Genomic DNA, 25,875 nt, shown 5'->3' with positions numbered 1-25,875 from the left:
GGCCCCGGGATCGCGTGGATCCCGGGGCCGAGCGGTCTAGCGGGTGTTGATCAGCCGATCGGGTGGTGCGAGAACGCCGCCCGCAGCTTGTTCACCGTGTCGGTGAGCATGGGCTCGTCGACCATGGCGTGCGGGTCGACCATGCCGTGCGGGTTCATCGCGGGCACGGCGTCCAGGTTGGACAGCGCCGAGTCAGCCGGCATGCCGCCGATGTTCACGTTCGGCTTGGTGATCGGGCCGGTCTGGCCGGGCAGCCCGCCGGTCACCTTGGTCACAACGTCCCGCACCTGGCCGGTGGCCGGGAGCTGGAAGTTGGGGTTGGGCAGGTTGCGCTGCTTGCTCGGGACACCCGGCAACCCGGGAGCGGCCGGCAGGTTGCCGGTCAGCCCGGTCACGGTCTCCTGAAACTGGCCGACCGCGGGCAGCTGAACGTTGGGCACGTTGCGCTGCTTGCCCGGCAGAGCCGGAACGCCCGGCAACTGCGGAGCCGCCACGCCACCGGTCAGCTGACCGACGACCGCCTGAACCGTCTGCACCAGGTCACCACCGGGCAGGGCCGGGACGTTGCGCTGCTTGCCCGGCAGAGCCGGAACGCCCGGCAACTGCGGAGCCGCCACGCCACCGGTCAGCTGACCGACGACCGCCTGAACCGTCTGCACCAGGTCACCGCCCGGCAGGGCCGGGACGTTGCGCTGCTTGCCCGGCAGAGCCGGAACGCCCGGCAACTGCGGAGCCGCCACGCCACCGGTCAGCTGACCGACGACCGCCTGAACCGTCTGCACCAGGTCACCGCCCGGCAGGGCCGGGACGTTGCGCTGCTTGCCCGGCAGAGCCGGAACGCCCGGCAACTGCGGAGCCGCCACGCCACCGGTCAGCTGACCGACGACCGCCTGAACCGTCTGCACCAGGTCACCGCCCGGCAGAGCCGGCACGCTGCGCTGCTTGCCCGGCAGAGCCGGCAGCGGACGCGGCATCATCGGCGTGCCACCGGGCAGCGCGACCCGCACCTGGTCCACGATCTGCGACACGGCCGGCGCGTTGACCGGCAGACTCCCGAACGCCGGGACGTCAGCGGCCTGCCGCTTGCCGGCCATCGTGTGGTACCGGCCGGGCAGGGTCGGCACCTTGTTGGCCGGGAGCACGTCACCGCTGATCGGCAGGTTCAGCTGCGGCCGCTCCTCGCCGACGGTGAGGTCGGTGATGTTGGTGGCCTCCGCCATCGCCTCGCCGAGGATCGGCAGCGGCACGTCGAAGATCCGCACCTCGCCGCCGAGCGGCAGGGTGCCGTCGATCCCGGAGAGCTGGCTGCTGTCGCCGCTGGTCTCCGAGGTGCCGCCGGCCGAGCCGACCACGATGCTGTCCGCGTAGGTGTCGGCGTACCCGAGCACCGCCAGCGAGTCGCCCTGCAGGTGGCCGAGCGCCGCGACGGGCACGTCGGCCAGGTTGCCGGACAGCACGCCGTGGTCACCGTTGCTGGTGATGTCGCCGCCGGAGGTGCCGGTGGCGTCGTTGGTGCCCTCCGTGGTGCTGAACCCGATCACCGAGACAGAGTCGTGGATGACCTGGGCGACCGCGAGGGCCTGCGGGCTGGCGACGTTGCCGGCGACCGTGCCGTACTCGCCGGTGGTGTCCACCGTGCCGCCGGCCGTGGAGTCGGTCGTGCTGTCGGTGGACGCCTTCGACAGACCCAGCGCGGAGGCCGCGTTGCCGAACAACTGCGCGATGCCCGCTGCCGGGACGGACGCGACGTTGCCGGTGCCGACACCGCCGGTGCCGTCGGTGGTGGCGTCGCCGCCGGAGGTCGACGTGGTGTCGTTGGACGCCATCCCGTCGCTCGTGCCGCCGGCGTTGACACTGTGGCCGAGCACCTGCCCGGGCAGCGCGACCGGAGCCTGGGCGATGTTCCCGGCGAGGACGCCGAGCGGCCCGTGCGCGATCGAGTCACCACCGGCGGTGGTCTGGCTGGTGCCGTCGCCGTAGGCCTCGGTGTTGGCGATCGCGCCGCCGGTGTTGCCGAAGGCCTGCAGCGGACCGGCGACCGGAACCTGCGCCAGGTTCGACGCGAGCACGCCCGCGTCGTCGTTGGTGTTGTTGTCGCCGCCGGCGCGGGTGATCTTCGTTTCCTCGCCGGAGGCGGCGGCGGTGCCGATGCCGCCCGCGGAGTTGGCGAAGCCCTCGACGGGCAACGCGACCGGTGCGACCACGTCGTTGCCGCCGACGACCGAGCCGGAGCCGGTCGTGCCGGTGTGGCCGCCGGCCGCGGTCTTCGAGTCGTTGCCGCAACTGGTGGCCTCGGCGTTGCCGATCGCGCCTACCGCGTTGCAGAACAGGTCGGCCGGGACGGCCGCCGCCGGAGCGACGATGGAACCGCCGCCGACGCTGTCGTGCCCACGGGTGTAGGCGCTGCCGCCGGACACCGAGACGACCTCGTTCTGGTGGCTGGACTTGGCGTCGCCGACCAGCGTGGCGGCGTTGCCGAACGCCTCGGCCGGGAGCGCGACCGGGCCGTCGGCGATCGTGCCGGACAGCACCGAGCCCTCACCGGAGGACTGGCTGGTGCCGCCCGCCTTGGCCGCGCTGTCCGTGGTGCCGAGCGCGTCCGACTTTCCGATCAGGCTGCCGGAGTTGCCGGACAACACGCCCGGGCCGCTCAGCGACGGCTGTCCGACGTTGCCGGACAGCACGCCACGCTCGGCGTAGGTCTGGATGTAGGTCGGGACGCCGTTGCGGCCCTCGCTCTCCGAGCCCGCACCGCCGGCCGCGGCGGTGTCCGAGATGGAGCTGGCCTTGCCAAGGCCGGACAGCGCCTGGCCGTTGACCTCGACCGGCGAGCCGATCGGCAGCGCGCCGACGTTGCCGGACCCGACACCTTCGTTGCCGCTGGTGAACAGCGAGCCGATGGAGCCGGCCTCGGTGCTGGAGTAGTTCTCGGTCTCCGCGTTGCCGCCACCGGCGACCGCGTTGCCGGTGACCTGCAGCGGCGTGGCCGCCTGGCCGTTGAGCACGTTGCCGGACAGCGGCTGCCCGGTGCCGTCGGTGGTGACGTCACCACCGTTGCCCGCGCTCTGCTCGGAGGTGTTGGTCGACTTGGCGTTGCCAATCAAGCTGCCGGCATTGCCGGTGATCTGCACCGGCTGCGTCCAGTCCAGGTTCACCACGTTGCCGGCGATCGGGCCGGACGTGCCGTCGGTGGTGACCGGCGAGGAGTTGTACGCCTGCTGCGACGAGGTGTTCTGCACCTCGGCGTTGCCGCCGAGCGCGATCGCGTTGCCGGAGATGTCGATCGGCGCGACGAGGTCGCCGTCGACCCGGTTGCCGCGGAACGGGTCACCGGCCGCCTTGGCCGCCTTGCCGTGGGCCGCCGCCGAGGTGGCCTTGCGCAGCTGGTCGGTGACCGGTGCGGCCGCGTCGGCCGCCGGCTTCGGCAGCGCGCCGGTCAGCTGCTCGCCGCTGATCGTGATGTCGCGGTCGATGTTGGGCAGGTCCTTCTGCCCGAACGGGGTACCGATCGCGTTGTTGGCCGTGTGGACCGGCACCTTCAGCGACAAGTCGAGCGGCGACGCCGGACGATCCGGGTCGACGTTCTCGTCGGCTGAGGCGATACCGGTACCCAGCATCAGCAAACCGCCAGTGACAAGCGCGGTCTGGATTCCACGCTTCGCCCAGGTCTGCATTGAGTGAATCTCCTTCCATAGTCCCGGAATTCGGGAGGTGTGACGGGTGGCCGAACGCGTCGTTCGGGGGCGATGACCACCCGGGTCATGGGATGTTCGGGACGGCGTTGTCCCAGGGGAAATCAGCGCTGGAGTGCGCGAGTGCGGGCACGCGAACGAGGCGCGTGCCGGCTCGCCGAAGCGTCAGTCGGGGGTGACGCCTGGCTGTGCGCCGCGGTCTGCCGGGGCGGGGCCGCCGACGACGGGTGCGGTGCCGTGCCGAGCCGGTGTGGCCAGACCGTCCACAATGGACTGGGTGGCGACCGGGGTGTGATCGACGGTCTGCGCGGTGCCGCCGTTGCCGGCGGGAATCGGCTTGTCCAGTGGGGACGGGGTCGGCTCGCCGGGCAGCACCGGCGCCGGAACGACCGGCGCGTCGAGCGACGGCGGGCCGCGGCGCGGGGTGCCGCCGTCGTCGTACTGTCCGAAGTGGACGGACGGGGCGTCGGCCGGGCGCGCCTGAACGGACGCGGGCAGGCCGAGCGTGCTGGCGGTGGGGACCGGGAACGCCTGCGGTGTCCACTGTGGACTGTCCACGGGCGCGGGGAGCCGCGGTTGTTCCTGCTCGCCGGTGCCGGGCATCGCGGGCACGCCGGGCACCGGCTTGGCCGGGTCGATGCGACCGGGGTCGAGCCGGTCGGCGAACTTCTCCGCCGCGTCGGCGAGCCGCTCACCGGCGTCGGCGAGCGACTCCGGGGTGAGCTTCGGCGCGTCGGCCGGCGGGGCGAACTTCTCCGGCAGCCGGTCGAGGTCCGGCGCCTCCGCGGGGGCAGCAGGCGCCCCAGGAAAAGAAGCTGGGGCCTGGACCGGTGCGGGCGCGGGTGCGACCCGCTCGTCGGCCGCGGCGGTGGCGGACGAGAACGCCCACGCCGCCGCGGTTCCGGCGATCGTGGCACCGAAGACGAGCAGCGTCCTGGACACGGCGCGGCGCATCGCGGCGCGCTTGTCCCTGACTGTCTCGTCCACGTTCTGGTGCCTTTCGACCGGTGCGTCCGCGGCGGTTGGTGTCGAGCCGCAATGGGGCGGATCCGCAGACGAGAGACTGGCAGTGATCGCGGTCGTTATGCACGCGTGACACGAACAGTTGCCCCGATCGTGTGAACTACGCAGCGTGTTTCCACAGGCAACTCAGCGCAGTCGACGCAGGTTCTGCAACTTGCAACTCACAACTTATCCACAGCCAGCCGCACAGGCCGTGATCAATTGCGTTTGAGTACCCGGGTCGCGCCGGCGGCCGCCGTCGAGGCCAGTACCCAGCCCAGCGCGATCAGCACGCCGGAGATCCACTGGGACGCGCCGGTCATCCGCCACATCCGGTCCTGGCCCAGGTCGACGATGGGCACCAGCAGGTCCAGCGACAGCATCGGCGGGCTCCACGCCGGGTTCTGGTCGTTGTCCAGCTTGACCATCTCGTGCCCGAGGAACCACAGCGTGCCGAACACCCAGAACACGGCGAGCCACACCATCGCCAGCCACGGGCGGTAGCCGTAGCCGACCGTCCACTCCTGCATGAACCCCCACAGCCGCCCGGCCGGCCCGAGTTCGGCGTACCGCCTGCGCTGCCGTTCCAGTTGCACCTGGCGGGCGCGTTCCTCGTCGCCGCCGTCCCGGTACACCTGGGCGAGCCGCTCGTACGGGCCGGGCGCGAAGTCCGGCTGCACCGTGCGCATCCAGGCCAGCCGCACGGACACGGCCACCTCGGGACGCGCCTCGATCGCGTCGTAGGTGAAGTCCTCGACCTCGACGCCTCCGCTGGCCGCCCACAGCTCGGCGCCGTCCACGAACGACACCACGCGCGCGCGGGTGAGCAGCACGCCGCCAGCCGGCGCCCGGCCCTTCGGGAACGTGAGGATCAGCTGCTGGGCGGACAGTCCGTAGGCGTTCAGCGCCAGCGGGTTCCGCGTCCTGCCGGACGTCGGCGGCTCCTCCATGCCCAGCCGCGCGTCGGCGAAGGTGGCGATCTTGCCGACCTCGACCAGCCGCGCCCGCACGCCGCCGACCGCACGGAACCCGTAGCTGCACAGAAGGTCCTTGCCGATCGTGCCGACCCGCAGGTCCAGCGACGGCTTGATCGAGTCGTCGGCGCGCAGCCGGGGCTCGGTCAGATCGGCGCCCGAGCAGTCCAGCGTGGACCCGACGTGCGCGTTCTGCATGCGCACCGAGCCGCGCGCGGACAGCCGGCGCAGGAACAGCGTCCCGCCGATGGTGAGCCGGTCGGCGAACAGCACGTCGATCGCCGGCCCGATCAGCCGCGCGCCGGACAAGCTGGCGCTGCCGCGCACGTGCGCGTCGACCAGGCGCACCTGGCCGTAGGCGTTCAGCGCGTCGGTGGTGTTCTCCTCGCCGACGATCTCGCCGTTGCGCAGCGAGCCCTTGCGCGCGCCGCGCGCCTCCACGTCACCGCCGACCCGGATGCCGTCGGCGACCAGCGCCACCGGCACCGCGTCCACCGCGTGCCCGGCCGCGGACGCCTCGGCCAGCGGCTCGATCCACTCCGCGCGGCCGACGGTCGCGCCGGACAGTTGCAGGTGCCCGCCGATCTCCGCGCCGCGCAGGCCGACCGTGCCGGTGGCGGTGAACCCGGCGTCCAGCCGCAGGTCGCCGTCCACCTTCAACCGGTCGGCCGCCAGCACCACCGAGTCCACGATCCGCCCGCGCGGCAGCACGACGGCCGGCCCCGCGTCGCCGTCCGCGCCGTGCAGCAGCGCACCGGAGAACACCGCCGCGCCGCCGATGTTCGCGCCGGCGAGGTGCATCCGGCCCTCCGACTCGAACCGCCCGCCGCCGGACTGGTCGCACATCAGGTTGCCGTCCACGATCAGGCCGGTGCCCTCCAGCGCGGTGCGGCCGGGGTTGCTCAGCTTGACGCCGGTGAAGTGCAGGTTCCCGCCGATGTGCGCCCCGCGCAGGCGCACCTCGCCGAACGCGCGCATGGCGATGGCCTGCACCGAGCCGGTCACCCGCAGCCGTGCGCCGAGGAACGCGGGCCGGCCGCCGCCGTCCAGGATCGCGCCCTCCAGCCGGAGCGTGCCCCGCACCCGCGCGTCGGTGAGGTCGACGAACTTGCGGCTGGTGAACCCGGCCTCCAGGCGCAGGTCGCTCTCCACGGTGACGTTCTGCCCGCGAAAGCCCTGCACGTGGCACCCGGACATGCGCAGCCCCACGAGCTTGGCCATGGCCACGCCGACCGACCGCTCGAAGACGCACCGCTCCATGTCGATCAGGTACTTGATCGTGCGGCCGGTGACGTCCATGGAGTCGGTGATCGTGGCGCCGACGAGGTGCAGCGCGGCCAGCCCCTGCCCGGTGCCCGGGTAGCTGTCGGTCAGCAGCGCAGCGAGCACGCCGCCGCGGATCTGGCGGTCCTCGCGGTCGGAGAGGTCGAGCTGGTCGCCGCGGGTGAACGCACGGCAGAGCTCCCGCTCGGTGTCGGTGAGCTCCTCCGGCCCCACGTACTTGAACAAGTCCCCTCCTGCGGTGTTCACTCTACGTGTTCGAGTGTACCTCATAGAGTAGTCGATTTCTGTCCTGAATGAGATCAGATTCCTGTGCACAGGTGGGGTCCCCTACCGATACCGTGACCGCGATGAAGAACACATCGCGGAAGACGGCGCCCCTCGTCGACGTGACCGGATACGTGCCGAACGGGATGCGCATCGGCGCGGCACTGGCATGGCGGTTCATCGCCGTGATCGCCGCGCTGTGGGTGCTGGTCTGGCTGGTCGGGTACTTCTCGCACCTGACCATCCCGATCGCGATCGCGCTGCTGCTCGCCGCGCTGATGGCGCCGGGAGTGTCGCGCCTGGTCAGGTGGAAGGTGCCGCGCGGACTGGCCACCGCGATCATCATGATCGTCGGGCTGGCACTGGTCGGCGGCGTGCTGACGTTCGTGATCAGCCAGTTCAGCGCCGGACTGCCCGATCTGCAGGACAAGGTCGCCGACAGCCTCGACCAGATCAAGAACTGGCTGGCCACCGGGCCGCTGCACCTCAATCAGGAGCAGATCCAGTCCGCGCTGGACACCGCGATCAAGACGATCAAGGAGAACCAGGACACCATCACCACGGGCGCGATCAGCACCGCCGCCACGGTCGGCGAGGTGCTCACCGGGCTGCTGCTGACCCTGTTCATCCTGATCTTCTTCCTGTACGACGGCGACGGCATGTGGCGGTTCTTCGTCAAGGTCATGTCGACCAACGTGCGGGACCGGGTCGACGTCGCCGGCCGCCGCGGGTTCGCCTCGCTGGTCAGCTACGTGCGCGCGACCGCGCTGGTCGCCGTGGTGGACGCGGTCGGCATCGGCGTCGGGCTGCTGATCGTCGACGTGCCGCTGGCCGTGCCGCTGGCCGCGCTGGTGTTCCTCGGCGCGTTCATCCCGATCATCGGTGCGGTGGTGGCCGGCACGGTCGCCGTGCTGGTCGCGCTGGTCACCCTCGGGTTCGTGCCGGCGCTGGTGGTGATGGCCATCGTGGTGGGCGTGCAGCAGTTGGAGAGCCACATCCTGCAGCCGATCCTGCTGGGCCGGGCGGTTCAGTTGCACCCGCTGGCCGTGGTGCTGGCGATCGGCGCCGGGGTGATTGCCTCCGGTATCGCCGGCGCGCTGCTGGCCGTGCCGCTGCTGGCGGTGCTCAACTCCGGCATCCGGTCGCTGCTGTCCAGCCGGGAGCAGCAGCCCGAAGAGGTGGACGTGACCTCCGACGAAGCGGCTGAACCCAAGGGCGGCTGATGCGCGCGGAAAGATCGGTACTGACCCGCGATCCGGTCACGCCGATGTGGGTGGGGACCGCGGGCCTGCGAGTCCTGACCTACCTGTTCGCGCTGGCCGCCGTGATCGTGCACCACGACGACTACGCGCGCCCCACGCTCGGCTGGATCGTGCTCGGCGCGATGACCGTGTGGACCGTGTTCGCCACGGCGGCCAACCTCGCCGAGTGGGGCCGCCGGCCGATCGGCGCGATCGCCGACGTGCTGGTCACCAGCGTGCTGGTGGCCTCGTCGGCGTGGATCCTCACGCCCGCACAGCACGCCGCGATCACCCCACTGGTGACCACGGTGTGGGCGAGCGTGCCGCCGGTCGCGGCCGGGGTGGTCGGCGGACGGGTGGCCGGTGTGGCCGGCGGGCTCGTGGTCGCCGTGGCCAACGGGATCGCCCGCCAGGCGATCAACACCGACGTGGTGCGCGACGCGGTGCTGCTGATCGCCGCCGGCCTGCTGATCGGCATGGCGTCCACCGCGGTGCGCCGCTCCGACGAGCGGCTGCGGCTGGCGCTGCGCGCGGAGGCGGCCACCGCCGAGCGGGAACGGCTGGCCCGCTCGATCCACGACAGCGTGCTCCAGGTGCTGGCCCGGGTGCGCAGGCGCGGCTCGGAGGTGGGCGGCGAGGCCGGGGAGATCGGCCGGCTGGCCGGTGAGCAGGAGGTGGCGCTGCGCTCGCTGGTGTCCACCACCGCGCCGGAGTCCAACGCGGACGGTACTTCCGACGTGCGCCCGCACCTGCAGATGCTGGCCAGCGGCCGGGTTCAGGTGTCCGCGCCGGCCACTCCGGTGATGCTGCCGGCGCCCGTGGTGGTGGAGCTGGCGTGGCTGGTTCGCGAGGCATTGGAGAATGTGCACAAGCACGCGGGGCCGAGCGCCCGCGCGTGGGTGTTGTTGGAGGACGTGGGAGACGAGGTCGTGGTGAGCGTGCGCGATGACGGTGTGGGTATCGCGCCGGGCCGGCTCGATGCGGCGGCACAACAGGGCCGAATGGGTGTAGCGCGATCGATTCGCGGTCGGGTAGACGATCTCGGTGGCACCATCACACTGGAGACCGCGCCCGACGCGGGGACCGAGTGGGAGGTGCGGCTGCCGCGCGCGGCCGAGCCGGTGCCCACGCGGTGGCGGGCGCTGATGAACCGATTGACTCGACGCGACGGGGGTGCGCGAGCATGACGGTGTCGGTGATGGTTGTCGACGATCATCCGATGTGGCGCGACGGAGTGGCCCGCGACCTGGGGGAACGCGGTTTCGATGTGCGGGCCACGGCGGCGGACGGCCCGTCGGCGGTGCGGATCGCGCGCACGGTCCAGCCGGACGTGGTGCTGATGGACCTGAACCTCGCCGGCTCCTCCGGCGTGGACGCGACCCGCCAGCTCACCGGCGAACTGCCCGGCACCCGGGTGCTGGTGCTGTCCGCGAGCGGCGACCACGACGACGTGCTCGAAGCGGTGAAGGCCGGCGCGTCCGGGTACCTGGTGAAGTCCGCCTCCGTCGAGGAGCTGGTGGACGCGGTGACCCGCACGGCGGCCGGCGACACCGTGTTCACGGCGGGTCTCGCCGGCCTGGTGCTCGGCGAGTACCGGCGGATGGCGGCCGCACCCGAGGGCGACGAGCAGGCGCCGAAGCTCACCGACCGGGAGACCGAGGTGCTGCGGCTGGTCGCCAAAGGACTGACCGCGCGCCAGATCGCCGACAAGCTGGTGTTGTCGCACCGCACGGTGGAGAACCACGTGCAGAACACGCTGCGGAAACTCCAGCTGCACAATCGCGTGGAGCTGGCCAGGTACGCGATCGAGCACGGGCTCGACCAGGAACCGGACGCATAGGAATACGGTGTACCCGTGAACGAAGCAGCACCGCAGCCGGTCGACCCGAAAGACATGCGGGTGTCCGACGCCGAGCGCGAGCATGTGGTGTCCCTGTTACAGAAGGCCATCGGCCAGGGCACGCTGACTCTCGACGAGTTCACCGAGCGGACCGACAAGGCGCTGGCCGCGCGCACCCGGGCCGAGCTGAACGCCGTGCTCGTGGATCTGCCCGGAGTCGTGCACCGGGACACCGCGCCCGCCGTGCCGCGCCGCGAGTCGCTCGAACTGCGCAACACGATGTCGAAGATTCAGCGGGTTGGTCGCTGGTACGTGCCGCGCGAGCTGACCGTGCGCAACAAGATGGGCTCCACCGAGCTGGACTTCACCGAGGCGGAGATCGAGCACGACCAGGTGCACATCGACCTGGACGTGGCGGCCGGCTCGGTGATCATGCTGATGCCGCCGAACTGTTCGATCGACGCCAACGACGTCGAGGTGACCGCGGGCAAGATCGAGGACAAGGTCGGCTTCCGGGAAGGCGCGCGGCCGCACTTCGTGCTCACCGGCGACGTGCGCGCGGGCACGGTGAAGATCAGGCGCCCGAGCTACATCCGGATCGGCCCGATGCTGATCCGCTTCCCGTGGAAGATCACCTGGGACCGTAGGTGACACCCGGACCCGGCCAGGGCAGCACGGTGAGTTCGGGCCAGTGCTCGAGCCAGCGTTTCGTCTTCGCCTCGTAGACACCACGCGGCGCGAGCACCGGGTTGGGCCGGACGACGAGATTGAAGACGTCGGCAAGACCGTGCGGCGCGTACACGCGCCACCGGTCGCCACGTTCCAGGCGGACACCGACGCAACACGTGGTCGCCGCGAACGAGTCGATGGCCGCCTCGGTTGACGTGTGGGGCGGACACGGCACGCCGAAGTGGTCCTCGTACCAGAGGTGCACGCGTGCCTCGTTGCGGACCTCGACGTCGACCGGAACATCGCGAAATGTGTCCGCGGCGGCCCGAATGACCTCGTTCTCAGCGTCCCAGCCGAGATCGGAATCGTCGAAGTAGAACAGGTCGTAGTCCTTGATGGCCCTGGCCGGTGGCCGGTCGGTGACCACGTTCCACACCGTCTGGACGACGCACCCGGCGGTCAGGTACCAACCCGGGAGATCGAGCGTCGCGGCACGTGACAGGACCTCGGTCAACGCCTCGTTGCGGGTCAGAACCTCCCGGAGTGCCTCGAGTTGCTCGGTCACCGGGAGTCGGCCGATCCGCATGACCCATTTCTAGCAATCCGTTCCTCCGGTGCGCGGCCGCGCGGGCGCATGACATCGTTGAGGCAGGCGCGTGACCCGTGCGCGTTGAACGGAGGAAGTCGTGAAGGCACTGGCCAAGGTCGTCCAGGGCCCAGGACTCGAGTTGACCGACATGCCGGACCCGACCCCGGGGCCGGACGACGTGGTGCTCAAGGTCGCGCGAACCGGGATCTGCGGCACCGACCTGCACATCGAGACCTGGGACGACTGGGCGGCGAAGACGATCTCCTCGCCGCTGATCATCGGGCACGAGTTCGTCGGCGAGGTCGTGGAGACCGGCGCGAACGTCACCAAGGTGAAGGTCGGCGATCTGGTGTCCGGCGAGGGCCATCTGGTGTGCGGCACGTGCCGCAACTGCAAGGCCGGCCGCCGTCACCTGTGCGCCAACACGCGCGGCCTCGGCGTGCACGTCGACGGCGCGTTCGCCGAGTACGCGGTGCTGCCCGAGCAGAACGCGTGGGTGCACAAGCACGAGGTCGACCTGGACGTCGCGGCGATCTTCGACCCGTTCGGCAACGCGGTGCACACGGCGTTGGCGTTCCCGGTGCTCGGTGAGGACGTGTTGATCACCGGCGCCGGCCCGATCGGCCTGATGGCGGCGGCGGTGGCCCGGCACGCCGGCGCGCGGCACGTGGTGGTGACCGACGTGAGCGAGCCGCGGCTGGACCTGGCCCGCAAGATCGGCGCGAACCTGGCGCTGGACGTGAGCACGCACAAGATCGCCGACGTGTACGCCGAGCTGGACATGTCCGAGGGCTTCGACGTGGGCATGGAGATGTCCGGCCAGCCGTCCGCGCTGCGCGAGATGATCGCGAACATGACGCACGGCGGCCGGATCGCCATGCTCGGCCTGCCGGCGAACGAGATCGCGATCGACTGGTCGTCCGTGGTGCTCAAGATGATCACCATCAAGGGCATCTACGGCCGGGAGATGTTCGAGACCTGGTACAACATGTCGGTCCTGCTCCAGGCCGGGCTGGACCTCTCTCCGGTGATCACCCACCGGTTCCACTACACCGATTTCGCGGACGCGTTCGCCACCGCGCGCGACGGCCGCTGCGGGAAGATCATCCTCGACTGGACAGGGAGTGTTGATGTTCGGCGCGATGCGTGACGATCTGCGGGAGACCCTCGCGGAGATCCGGAATGCCGGGCTGTACAAGGAAGAACGCGTCATCGCGAGTCCGCAGAAGGCCGAGGTGAAGGTCGGTGACGGCGAGTTCCTCAACTTCTGCGCGAACAACTACCTCGGCCTGGCCGACCACCCGGTGCTGATCGAGGCGGCCGGCAAGGCGTTGGACGACTGGGGTTTCGGCATGGCCTCGGTGCGGTTCATCTGCGGCACGCAGGCGCCGCACAAGGAACTCGAGAAGCGGATTTCCCAATTCCTCGGCACCGACGACACGATCCTGTACAGCTCGTGCTTCGACGCGAACGGCGGGCTGTTCGAGACGCTGCTCGGTGAGGCGGACGTGGTGATCTCCGACGAGCTGAACCACGCGTCGATCATCGACGGCATTCGGCTGTGCAAGGCCAAGCGCGCGCGGTACCGCAACCGGGACATGGCCGACCTGGAGGCGAAGCTGGTCGAGGCGGCCGGCGCGCGGTACCGGCTGATCGCCACCGACGGCGTGTTCTCCATGGACGGTTACCTGGCGCCGCTGGACGAAATCGTTGCCCTCGCTGAGAAGTACGACGCGCTGGTGATGGTGGACGACTCGCACGCGGTCGGGTTCATGGGCAAGACCGGTCGCGGCACGCCGGAGCACTTCGGCGTCGGCGACAAGATCGACATCTACACGGGCACGATGGGCAAGGCGCTGGGTGGCGCGTCCGGCGGGTACACCTCGGGCCGCGCGGAGATCGTGGAGGTGCTGCGGCAGCGCTCGCGCCCGTACCTGTTCTCCAACTCGCTGGCGCCCTCGATCACCTCGGCGGCACTCGCGGCGCTGGACCTGCTGGATTCGTCCGCCGAGCTGCTGGACCGGCTGCGCGCGAACACGGCGCTGTTCCGCTCGCGGATGACCGAGGCCGGGTTCGATCTGCTGCCGGGTGAGCACGCGATCATCCCGGTGATGATCGGCGGCGCGGCGGAGGCGGCACGGATGGCGGATGCCTTGCTGGGCAAGGGAATCTACGTGATCGGCTTCTCGTATCCGGTAGTGCCGCACGGCAAGGCGCGGATCCGCACGCAGATGTCGGCCGCGCACTCGACCGAGGACGTGAACCGCGCGGTGGACGCGTTCATCGCCGTCCGCGACGAGCTGGCCGCGTGAACGCGGAGGTACATCCCGCGCGCCGGCTGTGGGCCGCGATCGAACCGGTGCACGCGGTTGGCTACTTCACGCCGGAGGTGAAGTCGGCCGGCCAGGCGATCGGCCTCAAGGGCTTCTGGATGACCTACTTCGCGTTCCGGGCCGCGCCGATGGGGCCGGTCGGCCCGGGGGTGGTGGCCGCGACGTTCGCCGGCTTCCACCCCGTGATGGTGCGCCGGGCGGTGCCGGACGCATGGCGGTTCGCGACGCCCGAGGCGTGCCTTGAGGCGAGGCTGGCCCTGTCCGCCGGCACCCTGCGCGAGCTGGGTGTCGACGACGAGGCCGGCCGTCGCGCGGCCGATCTGCTGGCGCCGGTGATCGCCGGGCTGGACGGCACCGGGCGGCCGTTGTTCGCCGCGAACGCCGAGCTGCCGGAGCCGGACGGGCAGGTCGAGCGGCTGTGGCAGGTCACCACGACGGTGCGCGAGCACCGCGGTGACGGGCATGTCGCCGCACTGGTGGCGGCGGGCGTCGACGGGGTGTCCGCGCACGTGTTGCAGGCCCCGGCCAAGAAGTTGCCGCCCGCGATGTTTCGGACCGCGCGCGGCTTGTCCGAGGCGGACTGGGCGGCGGCGGCCGCGCGGTTGGCGGCACGCGGGCTGCTCACCGAGGGTGAGACGCCCGAGCTGACCGACGCCGGCCGCGCGCTGGTGGCCGAGGTCGAGGCGCGCACCGACGAGCGCAGCTGGTCCGGCGGACTGGCGGCACTGGGTGAGGACGGCGTCGACGCGGTGGTCGCCGCGCTGCGCCCGGCCGGGGAAGCGATCGCGGCCTCGGGGTTCATGCCGTACCCGAACCCGGTGGGCCTACCGCGAGGCTAGACGTCCAAGACACCCCACCGAGATATCCGTGATATCCTCCCTCCAGGGTCTTGGAACGAGCTGAGGATGAGTGGTCATGACGATGGTGAAGACCCCAATCGAAATCGACCAGGAGGCGCTGGAGTCAGCCGCCGAGGTCCTCGGAACCAAGACGAAGAAGGACACCGTGAACGCAGCACTTCGTGAAGTAAGTCAGCGGCTCGTACGACAGCGCGCCCTTGCCAGACTGGCCGAGATGGCCGACCGTGGCGACTTCGATGAGTTCATCGGCAACAAGGCGGCCTACCGCAGGTGACCCCGGCGCTCTACCTGGTAGACACGTCGGCGATCTTCCGGATTCTGCGGGCCCCGTTGCGGCAGGCGTGGGCGGACACGCTCGAGGCAGGCGTGATCGCGACGTGTCCCGCGGTCGAGGTGGAATTCCTCTACTCGGCGCGTTCACTGGCCGATCGGCTCGAGAAGCGGCAGCTGCTCCGTGATCTGTTCGGCTGGGTGCCAATGGACGAACGCGTCTGGGAGCGTGCCGAGGAGGTGCAGCAGCGGCTCACCGAGACCGGTCGACACCGGTCCGCTGGGGCTGTCGACCTGCTCATCGCGGCGACCGCCGAACTCACCAGGCTCACAATCCTGTGCGACGACAACGATTTCAGCACCGTGGCGACGGTGACCGGGCAGCCGGTCCGGCGGGTCACCGACATCTGACCCGCCGGATCACGGTTCAGGACTCCGTCACGTCACTGGCGCGCTCTGGTCGAACAGGTGCACGCAGTTGCCGGCCGGGTCACGGAAGGCGGCGCTGCGGCCACCCGGCATGTCGAAGGCGTCGCCGACCCAGTCGATCTCGGGATGCTCGGCGACGAACTTGTCGACGTTGTCCACGGCGTAGAACCCGCCGGCCGCCCACTCCGGACCGTCGCCCGGCGGCACGTCCAGCATCAACTCGATCTCGGTGCCGGGCAGCGTGAACGCCGCCGTGGTCTCACCCTCACGCCACGACTCGTCGAACTTGAGCACGTCGCGGTAGAACGCGACGGCCGCGTCGAGGTCCTTCACCGGCTGGTACAGGAACGTAAGCTTCATGGCAGCGAACATAATCGGATTACGGAAATCCGTCAATCCGTTACGCTGGCCCGATGGACGCCATCGCCCTGCCCGGCACAGCCAAGCGCCGACTCGTCGAGGCCGCCGTGCACTACTTCGAGACGGCCGGCTTCGCGGACGCCGCGGTCGCCGACCTGGCCACCAAGGCCGGTGTGACCACGGGTTCGCTGTACCACCACTTCGGCTCGAAGCTCGAGCTGTACCTGGTGGTACGCCGTGAGATGGAGACCAGGCTGGTGGAACGGATGGCCGGTGCGGCGGCGGTCAGCGGCCGAGGGCGGGCCGCGGTCCGAGCCGCCGTTCTGGTGGCCTTCGACGCCGCCGTCCACTTCGGGGTGTGCCGGATCCTCGCCGAGTATGTGCCCGGCGAGCGCCCCGACCCGCTCGCCGACGCGCTGCGGGACTTGTTGCCCAAACGCCAGACCGCCGGGGGACAGGTGCTCGCGGCGGCTCTGCGGGCAGCACTGCTGGCGGTGGCCGACGGTACGCCGGCCACCGCCGCCCGTGCGTCACTGGCTTACTTGCTCCCGAATTCGTGAACCGCGGGTCAGCACATGGTCGGGGACATCACCGTGTCGGCGCTGTCCCAACTCATGCATTTCACGTTCGAGTGGCCGTGCCAGTTGTGGCCGAATTCGTGCGCGGCGAGCAACGCGAAATCGCTGGCCTTGAAGGACAGGGCGATCTTGTTTCCCTTGCCCCAATTGCACCCGATGACATCGCCGGCCTGACCTTGTCGGTTGCGTTCGCGCCGCTCCAGAACTTCGCGCCCTCGCGGATCGCACCTTCGGAGCCGGAGCAGGAATCGGTGATGTAGTAATCCCAGATGGCGGCAAGTGACGGCGACTTCGCCTCACTCAATTTGCCTGCCGCATTGTTGATGTCCTTGACATGCACCTCGAAGCCACGATCATTCCTCTCGTGTCGATCCCCGACACCCGTTGTACAACGTCGAACCGACTTTCGGTGTCGGGCGAACAACCCACAGGTGTTCGTGTGGTGGTGCGTGCTCGGGGGCGCGTTCCTGTTGCTCACGCACAACGAATCGGGCGTTCGAGATTCACGCCGTTGACCCGAATTCGGTGCGGCCCTAACGTCCCGTGATCATGAGGTTAGCCGCCGTAGCAGCGGCGATCGCCGTAGTCGCCGCCCTGCTGTCGATCACGTCCGCGACCGCCGAGCCGGACGAGCCGACGGTCGTCAACCGCACCTGGATCGACACGCGCACGGTCGACCTGGAGATCGCCTCGCCAGCACTCGGGCACAACGCGATGGTCCGACTGCTCATGCCGGTGCGCTGGGTGGACCAGCCCACCCGCGAGTGGCCGGTGCTCTACCTGCTGCACGGGTGCTGCGACCCGCTCGACTACCAGTCGTGGACGCACTTCACCGACGTCGAGCAGCTGACCGCGAACGAGGACGTGATCGTGGTGCTGCCCAGCGACGGGCGGATCGGCATGTACTCGAACTGGTGGAACAACGGCGGATCGAACAAGCCGGACTGGGAGACGTTCCACACCGAGGAGGTGCGCTCGATCATCGAGCGCGACTACCGGGCGGGCACGAAACGCGCGGCCGCCGGTTTGTCGATCGGCGGGTACGGCGCGATGGCGTACGCGTACCGCAAGCGCGGGATGTTCGCCGCGGCGGCGTCCTACAGCGGCTCGCCGGACACGCTGGCGCCGCTCCAGCCGGCCGGGATCAAGGGCATCCTCGAGAGCGAGGGCCTCGACCCGAACGCCTTGTGGGGCGACGAGGTCGCCAACAACGACATCTGGCGCGCGCACAATCCGGCCAACCATGTGGCCGACCTTCGCGGCGTGCAGCTGTACGTGTCCGCCGGCGACGGGAACCCCGGCCCGCTCGACCCGCCGGGCCAGGAGTTCGAGGCGCACGAATCGATGGCACTGGCCTCGTCGTCGATCTTCGTCCGTCAGCTCGACCTCGCCGGCGTCCCGGTCACCACGAACTTCTACGGCGCGGGCACGCACAACTGGACGTACTGGGAGCGCGAGCTGCACGCCTCCTGGCCGATGATCAAGCGCGCGCTCGGGCTCTAGAGTTCCTCGCGGGTGGGGTAGGAGGGCTGCGCGCCGGGGCGGGTCACCGAGATCGCGGCGACCCGGACGGCCTGCTCGACGGCGGCGCGAAGATCGGCCCCGGCGGCCAGCTCGGCGAGCAGCGCGCCGGTGAACGCGTCGCCCGCTCCGGTGGTGTCCACGGGCGTGACGGTGGGCGCCTCGACGTGTGTCACCTCGTCCGGCGAGTCCATTGTGGACAGTGCGGCGCCGCGTGCGCCGAGGGTCACCACGGCGGAGCGCACGCCGAGTTCGAGCAGCCGGCGCGGGTCGACCTCCTCGCCCTTGCCGAGCAGCCAGCCGGCCTCGTGCTCGTTCACCACCAGAGGGTCCACAGTGGACAGTGTCGCGCCGGAAATCCTTGCCACGGGCGACAAGTTGAGCACCACGCGCACGCCGGCCTCCGCAGCGACCGCGGCCGCGCACTCGGCGACCGGCAGCGGGATCTCCAGCGACAGCGCCATCAGCCGCGCCCCGACGAGCATCGGGCCCAGAACAGAAGAGTCCACATCGGACGGTGCGACGCGAGCGTTCGCACCTGGCGACACGACGATCGAGTTCTCGCCGTCCGGCGTGATCGTGATGTAGGCGATCCCGGTCGGCGCGTCCACCCGGCGCACGAGGTCGGTGCCGACGCCGGCGGCGCGCAGCGAGCCGAGCACCACGTCCGCGTGGCCGTCGGTGCCGACCGCGCCGAGCAGCGCCACCCGTGCGCCCAGCTTGGCCGCCGCGACCGCTGTGTTCGCGCCCTTGCCGCCGGGCAGCACGTCCGGATCACCGCCGAGCACGGTCTCGCCGGCGCCCGGCCGGCGGTCCACCTTCACGACCAGATCGGCGTTCGCCGAACCCACCACGATCACGTCAGCTGTCACTCGAAAGAGCCTGCCATTTCGCTGTAACGCTCACTCTGAGAGACCCCGTTGCGCACGCAACCGTGCGCATCTGTGAACGATTCGGTAGCAAATCGGAGCCGAAGTGCCACAATGTGCGTCGACTCAAGTGCACGGCACCTCTCGGGGTGCCGGGTAGGAGCCCACCGCCGTCGGCAACGCGGCGATGGGGTCCGGTCGGGCCCAGGGGGCCCGTAGCCGGGCTCCGTGCCGCCGGCGCCGTTCGCGTAGCCCCCCGAGCGATCGGCGCCGGTGGCACGGTCTCGGCCGTGCCCTACTTCTTCCTGAGGCTGGACGACTTCGTCTCCATGATCAGGCGCGCCGACTCCTCCGGCGACAGCGCCGTGGTCTTCAGGAAGTCCATGTCCGTGCGCAGCCGCTGGACCTCGTCGGGGAACTCCATGTACATGTCGCCGGCCCCGGTCGGCTCGAGAACCAGTTCCTCGTCCTCGTGGTCGGCGAACCGCAGAATCGCGATCCGCTGGCCGAACAGCGGGTGCAGGCCGGCGGTGAACGGAATCACCTGAATGGTGACGTTGGGCAGCTCGCCGAGGTCGACCAGGAGCCGCCGCTGCTCGAGGCTCTCCTCGCCGCCGAAACTGCGCAGCAGCGCACCCTCGTCCAGGATCGCGTGATACCGCACCGGATCGTCCGAGGTGGTCAGCCGCGCCTGCAGGGCGGCGTGCATCTGCGGCAGCATCTCCAGCTCGTGCCGCTTGGCCCGGAAGATCTGGTTGTTCAGCACGATCTCGGCGAACTCGAAGGTCCGCAGCGCCGGCGGGATCAGCATCGCGTCGTAGACGTCGATGCCGGCCGCGGCCAACTCCATCTGGGTACTCGCCGGATAGCCGCGTCTGACCGGCTTCTCGGCGCGCCACCAGTCGTCGGCCTGCGCCAGCCGGTTGAGCCGCAGCATGTCGTCCAGTCGCTCAGCCACACGACCACGCTAGCCGTCGTCCCGGGCGGCAGCCGCAGACCGAACGGGTGAAAACCATCCGAACGGCTCGGGCTCGGGCTCGCGAGACCGCGACTGCGACCGCGGCGGAGGTGGCGGCGGCGGAGGTGGTGGTGGGTCGTCGTCCGACGTCTCGCCGAGGTTCGCGCGCTGTTGCAGCCGGCGCAGCGGGCCGGGCGCCCACCACGACGCGTCGCCGAGGATCCGCATGACCGCCGGCACCAGGATCATGCGCACCAGCGTGGCGTCCAGGGCGAGCGCGAGGATCATGCCGACGCCGACGAAGCGCATCATGCCCACGTCGGACAGCGCGAACGCGCCGGTGACCAGGATCAGCAGCACCGCGGCCGCGCTGATCACCTTGCCGGTGCGCTCCAGCCCGGTCGCCACCGCCTGCGCGGTCGTCTCGCCCCGCGCCCGCGCCTCCACCATGCGCGACATGAGGAACACCTCGTAGTCGGTGGACAGCCCGAACACGACGGCGAACATCAGCACCACGATCCCGGCCTCCAGCGGGCCGGGTGTCACGCCGAGCAGGTCGGCGCCGTGCCCGTCCTGGAAGATCCACACCAGCACGCCGAACGTCGCGGACAGGCTCAGCGCGCTCATGACCACCGCCTTGATCGGCAGGATCACCGAACCGAAGGCGAGGAACAACAGCAGCAGCGTCGCGCCGACCACCACGCTGATCATCAGCGGCAGCGTGTCGGCGATCGCGTTCACGCTGTCGGTCACGCGCGCGGTCATGCCGTCCACGAGCACGTCCGTATCCGGTGGCGGCGGCAGCGCGCGCACCTTCTCCAGCGCGTCGACCGCCTCGTCGGAGGTGGCCGCGCCGGGCAGCTTCGCGCTGATCGTGATCACGTCGCCGCCCGCGCCGGACGGGGTGACCGCGTGCACGCCGGGCACGCCCGCCAACTGCTCGGCGAACGCCTGCGCCGCGGCCTGGTCCGGCGCGTGGCCGTCCTTGCCGTGCAGCACGATCTTGGCGGCGTCGCCGGCCGCGCCGGGGAAGTCGCGGTTGAGCGTCTCGGCCGCGGCGCGCGCCGGGTGGTCGGCGGGCAGGACCTTCTCGTTCACCTCGCCGAACCGCACGTCCAGGAACGGCGCGCCGAGGAGCAACAGCAGCCCCAGGATCGGCACGGCGACGAGCACCGGCCGCCGCATCACCCGCCACGCGAGCCGCCGCCAGCCGCGGCCGGTGTCCTTGGTGGCGTGGCGGGCCCGCCTCCCGCGCCACGGCATGGCCAGCGCGTCCACCCGCGTGCCGAGGGCGGCGAGTGCGGCCGGCAGCAGGGTCAGCGACACGATCGCCGCGATCGCCACCGCGGACATGCCGCCGTAGGCCAGCGACTTGAGGAACGGCTGCGGGAAGAACAGCAGCCCGGCGAGCGCGAGTACGAGCAGGGTCGCGGAGAACGCCACCGTGCGTCCGGCCGTGCCGACCGTGCGGCGGACCGCGTCGGGCACCGCGCGCCCCTCGAGGAGCTCCTCGCGGAACCGGCCCACGGTGAACAACCCGTAGTCGATCGCGAGACCGAGACCCAGCAGCGAGGCCACGTTCACGGCGAACGAGTTGACCTCGACGAACTCGGTCAGCAGGCGCAGTACGCCGAGCGAGCCCAGGATCGCCAGGCCGCCGACGGCCACCGGCAGCGAGGCGGCGACCAGACCGCCGAAGATCACCACGAGCAGGATCAGCACCAGCGGCATGGAGATCATCTCCGCGCGCACCATGTCCGACTCGCTGGCTTCGTTGATCGCGTCGCCGATCGCGGCCGACCCGGCGATCTGGCTCGGCACGCCGTCCACCGCGAGCCCGTCCTTGATCTTGCCCCACTCGGTGAGCTGGCCATTGCTGTCGCCGGACCTCAGCGTGATCACGGCGAGCCCGCGCGTGCCGGTGGTGTCGGTGAGCTGCTGGCGTGCCTCCGGTGGCACGGACCAGTACGAGTCGACCCTGCTGACGGCGTCACGCGGGAGTGCCGCCAGCTTGTCGGCGATCTTGGTGGCGGTGGCCGGGTCGGTGAGCGAGCCGCCGGCCGGCGCGGAGTAGATCACCGCGACGTCGCCGCCGGTGCGGCCGAGCGCGGCGGTGGCGATCTGGCTCGCGCGCATCGATTCGCTGTGCGGCGCCTCGTATCCGCCCTGGGTCAGCTTGTCGAACACGCCGGCGCCCCAGATGCCGCCGAGCACCGCGACGGTGGCCACGATGATCAACACCGGCCACCGTCGCGCGTGCACGAAAGAACCCCATCTGGTGAACATGCCGTGACCCTCGCGCAACCCGTTAACACCGTTTACTCTTGCTGCCGAAGATACGCGAGGAAAACGGTGTTTCCAAGGCTCGGGGATGGTCGTCACCATGCAGAAGTCCAGGACGCGCACGGACACCGAGCCGAACGTGCGGGTCAGCGCGCGGCGACTGCTGGTCGAGCACGGGCGGCACGCGGTGACGCTGCGCGCCATCGCGCGCGACCTCGGGATCACCGCGCCCGCGCTGTACCGGTACTACGGATCGCGCGAGGATCTGTTGAACCGGCTGTGCGACGACATCTGCGGCGATCTGGCCGACGAGCTGACCGAGGCGATCGCCGCCGTGCCGGCCGAGGCGATCCTGGAGCGCGCGCTCACCGCGTGCCGCGCGTTCCGCCGCTGGGCGCTCGCGCACCCGACCGAGTTCGAGCTGGTGTTCGCCACGCCGGACGTGGGCCACGCGTCCCGCGGCGACGTCGGCGTGGGCACCGCGCGGCCCGAGCACGACCGGTTCGCGCGCGTGTTCCTGCGGCTGGTGCTGCCGCTGTTCACCGACGGACGGCTGGTGCTGCCGCCGGTGGACGTGCCGGCGGCGCTGCTCGACGAGTTGGGGGACTACCGCAGGGCGATCATCGAGGCGATGGCCGAGGAGGGCGTGCGGGTCGAGGAGAACGTGCTGCCCGTCGAGGCGCTGTACCTGATGATCGACGGGTGGACGCGGCTGCACGGGCATGTCGCGCTGGAGGCGTTCGGCCAGCTCTCGTTCGCGTTCTCCGACGCCGAGCCGCTGTTCGAGGCGATGCTCACGCGAATGGTCCGCGAATTCGGGCTCACCGGCTGAGATCAGCGAAGGGTGCCGCGCTCGTCGACGTGATGCGTCGGGTCACCGAGAAAGAGATCCTCCCGTGCCGGGCCGTACCCGACGTTCAGCGTGTCCAGGCGATAGGTCCAGTCGAGGCTGTAGCCGGAGAATCGGTAGTTGACCTGCCACCGCAACCATTCCCCTCGGGCCAGCCGCCGTGCCGGTGGCCGGCGGCGACGCGGCGGCACGCTGTGCGGCCGCACGAGCAGCTTCACCCGCAGCAGCTCGTTCTCCTCGCGCAGCAGGAGATCGGCGCCGGCCAGGTCCTCGTGGGTGGTGAACCGCGGTTCGAAATCGTCTTCCTCGCGCATGACCACGTCGTGCACGAACGGCGGCGGCATCATCGGCAGCCGAAAAGCCGTCGGGGCCGCGTTTCGGCGTGCGGCTTCGGCACCACCTCGTGACCGCTTGGTCCACCACGTTCGGATCCGCTGAACGACGACCTCCATGGGTTGATCGTCCACCATCGCGCACGCGGTGTGGGACTATCGCCCGCATGCCGATCCCGGAGCCGGGCGAGGCCGACCTGCTGCGGCGACTCGCCGAACCGTGGCTCGCCGGCGAGACGATCACCGCGCTGGCCGCGGTCGGGCATCTGTTGCAGGACAAGTACAAGGTGCGCGGGCTGGACGACGCCGGCGCGCCGGTGCCGTCGTCGCGGGTGGAGCGGGTACTCGACGCGATCACCGACGACGGCGTCTCCGGCTATGTGACCGTGCGCGGTGAGCATCCGTCGTACCTGGCAGTGGCCGTGTACCGGGCGGCGGGCGAGTCGCGGGCGTGGCTGGTGATCACCTCGCGGCGGCTCGCGGTGCTGCGGCTGCGAGACATGACCGACTCCTCCGAGGAGAACCGGCGGCTGCTGGCCGACGCGCAGCAGGAGCGCTCGGTGTCCGGTGTGCTGCGCGGAGTCGGCAAGCTGGTGCGGAACTCGGCGACGTCGTTCGCGGCGAACCTGCGCCGGCCGCCGCTGCCGGAGCGGCCGGTGGACGCCGTGCTGGAATGCGCCTTCGAGGTGGACCGAGGCGCGCTGGCGGCCGTCGTGTCGTGGAAACCGCCGATGCAGCCCAGCCTCGGCAAGCACGGCCCGCGCTGGTTCGAACTGCGGTTGGCCGACGGATCGCTGGCGCGCCTGGAGACCGACGCCGCGGGTGCGGAGATCAGCCGGGGTTGATCTCCGGGAGAACCCCGATTCGCCGAGGGTGATCACCATCCAGACTCGGCGTTGTGCCCCGATTTCGAACCGCCGTCGTCGCCGCGATCGCGACCGGCGCCGCCGTGTTGCTCGCACCGGCCGCCGCCGCACAACCCGCGCCGGGCCTGGCGTGGCAGCCGTGCCAGGACAGCCGCGACGTGGAGTGCGCGTCGCTGACCGTGCCGGTCAATTGGTCCACAGTGGACAGTGGGACGCTCCAGGTCGCGGTCGCCCGGCGGAAAGCCACATCGGCGAATCGGATCGGCACGCTGGTCTACTTCCCCGGCGGGCCGGGGGATTCGGGGGTCGGCCGGCTGCTGCGGGAGTCACCGCTCTCGCCGGAGATCACCAGCCGGTTCGACATCGTCAGCTTCGACCCGCGTGGCACCAGCCGCAGCGGCGCGCTCGTGTGCGATCCGGCGCTCACCGGATCGCTGCCGAACGTCGACCCGGACACCGGTGCCCGGTTCGCGGATGTGTTGGCGTACAGCGAAAAGCTGTGGGCGAGCTGCCGTGACAAGCACGGTGCGCTGATCGACAACGTGGACAGCGTGAGCGTGGCGCGGGACGTCGACGCGCTCCGGGCGGCACTCGGTGAGCACAAGATCAGCCTGTACGGGCGGTCCTACGGCACCCTCGCGCAGCAGATGTACGCCGAACGGTTCCCCGATCGGGTGCGCGCCATGGTGTTGGACAGCGTGTTCGACCACAACCTCGGCACCCGCGCGATGTTGGAGAGTTCCACTAGGGCGGGCGAGGACGCGTTCGATCAGTTCGCCGCGTGGTGCCGCCGGACGCCGTCGTGCGTGCTGCACGGGCAGGACGTCGGCGCGGTGTTCGACCGGCTGTACGAGCGGGCCGGCCGGGGCGAGTTGCACGAGCCGGGCGAACCGGCGCGGCTGGTGACGCCGTTCGATCTGGTCGCCTCCACTCGTCAGCCCTTCTCCGGCCCGCGCTGGGCGGAGTTCGCCGTGCGGCTGAAATCGCTGACCGACGGACAGGGCACCCCGGTGCCGGCGAGGCCGGGCAAGGCGGAACTCGTCACGCTGTTCTGCAACGACAACGCGATCTCGTTCCGCTCCGAGGAGCAGTGGCGCCACCAGTGGCGGCGGCTCAACCGGATCGCGCCGCACCTACGCACCCACCCGGTGTGGCAGTTCGCGTCGCTGTGCGCCGGCTGGACGGGTGCGATCCCGAATCCGCAGCACCGTCCGGTGATCACCGGTGCACCGCCGGTCCTGCTGCTGAACTCGCGGCACGACCCGGCCACCGGTCACGAGTGGGCGCGCGGGGTGCACCGCGACATCAAGCGCAGCGTGCTGGTCACCTACGACGGCTCGGGGCACGGCGTGTACGAGCGCGGCGCGTGCACCACTGGCGTCACCGACCGGTACCTGCTGGACGGCGTGCTGCCACCCGCCGGCACGCACTGCCCGGCGGCCGACCCCCGCTAGACCTCGCGGCCAGGGCCGACCACCGCGGCGAGCAGACCGGGGAAGCGCCGCTCGATCTCCTTGCGGCGCAAGGTGTTCATGCGGGACGTGCCGACGTAGTACTGGCGGATCAGGCCGGAATCGCGCAGCACGTGGAAGTGGTGTGTTGCCGTGGACTTGCTGACCGGAAGGTCGAACGTGCCGCAGCGCAGATCATCGTCGGCGGCGTACAGGGCGCTGACGATCTTGCGGCGCACCGGGTCCACGAGCGCCTCCAGGACCTGCTGCAGGGTGACCGTCCCGACGTCGGGGTGCGACGGGATGCGGTCCTTCTCGTCCTCTCGCACGCCCATGTGCCGATTGTACGACGGCCATCAA

General features: G+C 70.6%; 25 protein-coding genes. 15 read left to right on the top strand and 10 right to left on the bottom strand.

Going from position 1 to position 25,875, the window contains the following annotated elements; genetic code table 11:
- Positions 1-50 precede the first annotated feature (50 nt).
- From EV193_RS17065 to EV193_RS17055, 3 genes are all read right to left on the bottom strand, one after another.
- The gene (locus EV193_RS17065; RefSeq protein WP_130345129.1) at positions 51-3,674 is read right to left on the bottom strand and encodes a beta strand repeat-containing protein; all 3,624 of its coding nucleotides are present in this window, start codon (positions 3,672-3,674) and stop codon (positions 51-53) included.
- Positions 3,675-3,857: 183 nt separating this feature from the next.
- A complete protein-coding gene (locus tag EV193_RS17060; protein WP_130345128.1) occupies positions 3,858-4,679 on the bottom strand; it encodes a hypothetical protein in 822 nt (273 codons plus the stop codon).
- A 233-nt stretch (positions 4,680-4,912) separates the two neighbouring features.
- A complete protein-coding gene (locus EV193_RS17055) occupies positions 4,913-7,177 on the bottom strand; it encodes a translocation/assembly module TamB domain-containing protein (protein ID WP_242613449.1) in 2,265 nt (754 codons plus the stop codon).
- 122 nt (positions 7,178-7,299) lie between these two features.
- On the opposite strand from EV193_RS17055, the gene EV193_RS17050 reads away from it, so the two are divergent.
- The 4 genes from EV193_RS17050 to EV193_RS17035 are packed head-to-tail and all read left to right on the top strand — an operon-like array spanning position 7,300 to position 10,948.
- Positions 7,300-8,439, top strand: a complete 1,140-nt coding sequence (locus tag EV193_RS17050; RefSeq protein ID WP_130345126.1) for an AI-2E family transporter — start codon at positions 7,300-7,302, stop codon at positions 8,437-8,439.
- A complete protein-coding gene (gene macS, locus EV193_RS17045; protein WP_130345125.1) occupies positions 8,439-9,644 on the top strand; it encodes a MacS family sensor histidine kinase in 1,206 nt (401 codons plus the stop codon). Before EV193_RS17050 ends, macS begins: the two co-directional genes overlap by 1 nt.
- Complete coding sequence (locus EV193_RS17040) at positions 9,641-10,297, top strand: response regulator (protein WP_130345124.1); 657 nt, start codon at positions 9,641-9,643, stop codon at positions 10,295-10,297. Before macS ends, EV193_RS17040 begins: the two co-directional genes overlap by 4 nt.
- Positions 10,298-10,312: 15 nt before the next feature.
- Positions 10,313-10,948, top strand: coding sequence for a DUF1707 SHOCT-like domain-containing protein (locus tag EV193_RS17035; protein WP_242613448.1), 636 nt, complete (start codon positions 10,313-10,315; stop codon positions 10,946-10,948).
- Here EV193_RS17035 and EV193_RS17030 read toward each other — a convergent pair.
- A complete protein-coding gene (locus EV193_RS17030; protein WP_130345123.1) occupies positions 10,929-11,552 on the bottom strand; it encodes a nucleotidyltransferase family protein in 624 nt (207 codons plus the stop codon). The two genes, EV193_RS17035 and EV193_RS17030, sit on opposite strands and share 20 nt — an antisense overlap.
- A gap of 100 nt (positions 11,553-11,652) precedes the next feature.
- Between EV193_RS17030 and tdh the strand changes: the two genes are divergently transcribed.
- The 5 genes from tdh to EV193_RS17005 all read left to right on the top strand — a co-directional run bounded on the left by tdh (position 11,653) and on the right by EV193_RS17005 (position 15,429).
- On the top strand, positions 11,653-12,705 hold the full coding sequence (gene tdh, locus EV193_RS17025; RefSeq protein WP_130345122.1) for an L-threonine 3-dehydrogenase: 1,053 nt from the start codon (positions 11,653-11,655) through the stop codon (positions 12,703-12,705).
- Entirely contained in the window at positions 12,686-13,867 is a 1,182-nt protein-coding gene (locus tag EV193_RS17020; RefSeq protein ID WP_130345121.1) for a glycine C-acetyltransferase, read from the top strand. The genes tdh and EV193_RS17020 overlap by 20 nt, the downstream gene beginning before the upstream one ends.
- Positions 13,864-14,727, top strand: a complete 864-nt coding sequence (locus EV193_RS17015; RefSeq protein ID WP_130345120.1) for an SCO6745 family protein — start codon at positions 13,864-13,866, stop codon at positions 14,725-14,727. Before EV193_RS17020 ends, EV193_RS17015 begins: the two co-directional genes overlap by 4 nt.
- A gap of 76 nt (positions 14,728-14,803) precedes the next feature.
- On the top strand, positions 14,804-15,022 hold the full coding sequence (locus EV193_RS17010; protein ID WP_242613447.1) for a type II toxin-antitoxin system VapB family antitoxin: 219 nt from the start codon (positions 14,804-14,806) through the stop codon (positions 15,020-15,022).
- Entirely contained in the window at positions 15,019-15,429 is a 411-nt protein-coding gene (locus tag EV193_RS17005; protein ID WP_130345119.1) for a PIN domain nuclease, read from the top strand. The genes EV193_RS17010 and EV193_RS17005 overlap by 4 nt, the downstream gene beginning before the upstream one ends.
- A 27-nt stretch (positions 15,430-15,456) precedes the next feature.
- Here EV193_RS17005 and EV193_RS17000 read toward each other — a convergent pair whose 3' ends face one another.
- Positions 15,457-15,807, bottom strand: a complete 351-nt coding sequence (locus EV193_RS17000) for a VOC family protein (protein ID WP_165401380.1) — start codon at positions 15,805-15,807, stop codon at positions 15,457-15,459.
- A gap of 53 nt (positions 15,808-15,860) precedes the next feature.
- On the opposite strand from EV193_RS17000, the gene EV193_RS16995 reads away from it, so the two are divergent.
- From EV193_RS16995 to EV193_RS16985, 3 genes are all read left to right on the top strand, one after another.
- A complete protein-coding gene (locus tag EV193_RS16995; RefSeq protein WP_130345117.1) occupies positions 15,861-16,367 on the top strand; it encodes a TetR/AcrR family transcriptional regulator in 507 nt (168 codons plus the stop codon).
- Between the two features lie 86 nt (positions 16,368-16,453).
- Positions 16,454-16,645 carry a hypothetical protein gene (locus EV193_RS16990; RefSeq protein WP_130345116.1) on the top strand — a complete coding sequence of 64 codons (192 nt, stop codon included), beginning with the start codon at positions 16,454-16,456 and terminating at the stop codon, positions 16,643-16,645.
- 289 nt (positions 16,646-16,934) lie between these two features.
- Complete coding sequence (locus EV193_RS16985) at positions 16,935-17,888, top strand: alpha/beta hydrolase (RefSeq protein ID WP_130345115.1); 954 nt, start codon at positions 16,935-16,937, stop codon at positions 17,886-17,888.
- Here EV193_RS16985 and EV193_RS16980 read toward each other — a convergent pair.
- The 3 genes from EV193_RS16980 to EV193_RS16970 all read right to left on the bottom strand — a co-directional run bounded on the left by EV193_RS16980 (position 17,885) and on the right by EV193_RS16970 (position 22,019).
- Complete coding sequence (locus EV193_RS16980) at positions 17,885-18,778, bottom strand: ribokinase (RefSeq protein WP_130345114.1); 894 nt, start codon at positions 18,776-18,778, stop codon at positions 17,885-17,887. The two genes, EV193_RS16985 and EV193_RS16980, sit on opposite strands and share 4 nt — an antisense overlap.
- Before the next feature lie 292 nt (positions 18,779-19,070).
- Complete coding sequence (locus EV193_RS16975) at positions 19,071-19,733, bottom strand: DUF5753 domain-containing protein (RefSeq protein ID WP_130345113.1); 663 nt, start codon at positions 19,731-19,733, stop codon at positions 19,071-19,073.
- 9 nt (positions 19,734-19,742) lie between these two features.
- Positions 19,743-22,019 carry an MMPL family transporter gene (locus tag EV193_RS16970; protein ID WP_207222677.1) on the bottom strand — a complete coding sequence of 759 codons (2,277 nt, stop codon included), beginning with the start codon at positions 22,017-22,019 and terminating at the stop codon, positions 19,743-19,745.
- A gap of 97 nt (positions 22,020-22,116) precedes the next feature.
- Here EV193_RS16970 and EV193_RS16965 point away from each other — a divergent pair, with 97 nt between their 5' ends.
- Positions 22,117-22,848, top strand: coding sequence for a TetR/AcrR family transcriptional regulator (locus EV193_RS16965; RefSeq protein WP_242613446.1), 732 nt, complete (start codon positions 22,117-22,119; stop codon positions 22,846-22,848).
- A gap of 2 nt (positions 22,849-22,850) precedes the next feature.
- On the opposite strand, the gene EV193_RS16960 is transcribed toward EV193_RS16965, so the two are convergent.
- Positions 22,851-23,318: a hypothetical protein gene (locus tag EV193_RS16960; RefSeq protein WP_130345111.1), complete on the bottom strand. Its 468-nt coding sequence runs from the start codon at positions 23,316-23,318 to the stop codon at positions 22,851-22,853.
- Positions 23,319-23,365: 47 nt separating this feature from the next.
- Between EV193_RS16960 and EV193_RS16955 the strand changes: the two genes are divergently transcribed.
- Entirely contained in the window at positions 23,366-24,043 is a 678-nt protein-coding gene (locus EV193_RS16955; RefSeq protein WP_130345110.1) for a hypothetical protein, read from the top strand.
- Positions 24,044-24,096: 53 nt separating this feature from the next.
- Positions 24,097-25,518, top strand: coding sequence for an alpha/beta hydrolase (locus EV193_RS16950; protein ID WP_130345109.1), 1,422 nt, complete (start codon positions 24,097-24,099; stop codon positions 25,516-25,518).
- Here the strand turns inward: EV193_RS16950 and EV193_RS16945 are convergent.
- Positions 25,515-25,850: an ArsR/SmtB family transcription factor gene (locus EV193_RS16945; protein ID WP_130345108.1), complete on the bottom strand. Its 336-nt coding sequence runs from the start codon at positions 25,848-25,850 to the stop codon at positions 25,515-25,517. The two genes, EV193_RS16950 and EV193_RS16945, sit on opposite strands and share 4 nt — an antisense overlap.
- Between the last annotated feature and the right edge of the window lie 25 nt (positions 25,851-25,875).

Source organism: Herbihabitans rhizosphaerae (assembly GCF_004216555.1).
Lineage (GTDB): Bacteria > Actinomycetota > Actinomycetes > Mycobacteriales > Pseudonocardiaceae > Herbihabitans > Herbihabitans rhizosphaerae.
The sequence above is the reverse complement of the archived record's forward strand: the minus strand, read 5'-3'. Positions and strand labels throughout refer to the sequence as shown.